Source organism: Adlercreutzia sp. ZJ242, assembly GCF_011038995.1.
Taxonomy (GTDB): Bacteria; Actinomycetota; Coriobacteriia; order Coriobacteriales; family Eggerthellaceae; genus CAAEEV01.
Map to the genome: position 1 here is coordinate 1 of NZ_JAAKEE010000024.1, position 1,424 is coordinate 1,424.

1 protein-coding gene is annotated in these 1,424 nt (G+C 66.5%); it reads left to right on the top strand.

The annotated features are described in order from the left end of the window. Positions 1-252: 252 nt before the first annotated feature. A partial coding sequence (locus tag G7Y49_RS07095) for a molybdopterin-dependent oxidoreductase (RefSeq protein WP_165172425.1) occupies positions 253-1,424 on the top strand: 1,172 nt, incomplete at its 3' end.

The window sequence follows — 1,424 nt, forward strand, 5'->3', positions numbered from 1 at the left end:
AGGCCCCCGGCCAGTAGGATCGGGAACCTCAGCCTGCCCCGGCCGGCCCGCCTCGAAGGAGAGAGCGAGGCGGGCGCCGAGGGCAGGCAACCCTGGCTTCAAGCACGGCGCCTCTTAACTAGGGATGGGAGGCGGCGGCCGAGGCGGAGAACCACCTCCGGCGAGGCATGCTTGCAGATAGCATGTTCTACCACGGGACATGCGAAAAGTTTTCTACGGTAATGTTAGAAACGTGGAAGAAAGAAGGAAAGTATGGCATACGGTAAACAGTGGCAGACCGTAATGGAGGACGGCACCGTCGTCACCCGCTCCAACACCTGGTCCCCCCCGGGATCCCACCCGGTCGGGTACGGCGTCAAGGTCGTCACCAAGGACGGCAAGCTCGTCCGCATCGAGGGCGACGACGACAACCCGATCACCACCGGCCGCGTCAACGCCATGAACCTCGCGCTGCGCGAGTACACCTACGCCGACAACCGCGTCATCTACCCGATGAAGCGCGCGTTCGAGGACCGCGGCAAGAACAAGTGGGAGCGCACCACCTGGGACGAGGCCCTCGACACGATCTGCGAGAAGGTCCGCTACTTCCAGAACACCTACGGCCCCGAGTCCATCGTGTGCTTCGGCGGCACCGGCCGCGAGGCGTGCATCTACTACTACGCGCTGACGTTCTCGGTGCTGCAGTCCCCGAACTGCTGCTACACGCAGTCCGGCTGGTCCTGCTACGGCCCGCGCTGCTCCATCGCCGACTACGTGCTGGGCGCCGGCTACCCCGAGCTCGACTACGCGGGGCACCTGCCCGGAAGCTACCACGACCCGGCGTACACCCTCTCCAAGTGGGTCGTCGTCTGGGGCAAGGAGCCCCTGCCCTCCAACGGCGACGGCTTCTTCGGCCACTGCCTGGTGGACATGATGAAGCTCGGCACCAAGATCATCAGCATCGACCCGCGCATCACCTGGGTCGGCGCGCATGACGGCAACATCAACCTGCAGGTCCGCCCGCAGACCGACACCGCCCTCGCCCTCGGCATCATGAACCTCATGTTCGAGAACGACGAGTACGACCACGAGTTCGCCGAGAACTGGATCTACGGCCTCGACGAGGTCAAGGCCCGCGCGGCCGAGTACCCGGTCGAGAAGGTCGCCGAGATCACGACCGTCGACGCCGAGGACATCAGGCGCGTCGCGCACATCATCGGCACCGAGCGCCCGATCGGCTGGGCGTGGGGCCTGGCCTTCGACCAGAACAAGAACGGCGTGCAGCTGTCCCAGGCGTTCATCGTCCTGGCGGCGCTGGCCGGCTCGATCGACCGCCCCGGCGGCCTGACCCTCGGCCCCCCGTCGGCCCTGCTCGGCAAGTGGCGCATGAACCAGCGCGGCGCGATGAGCGACGACGTGTGGCAGAAGCGCATCGGCGCGGCCGC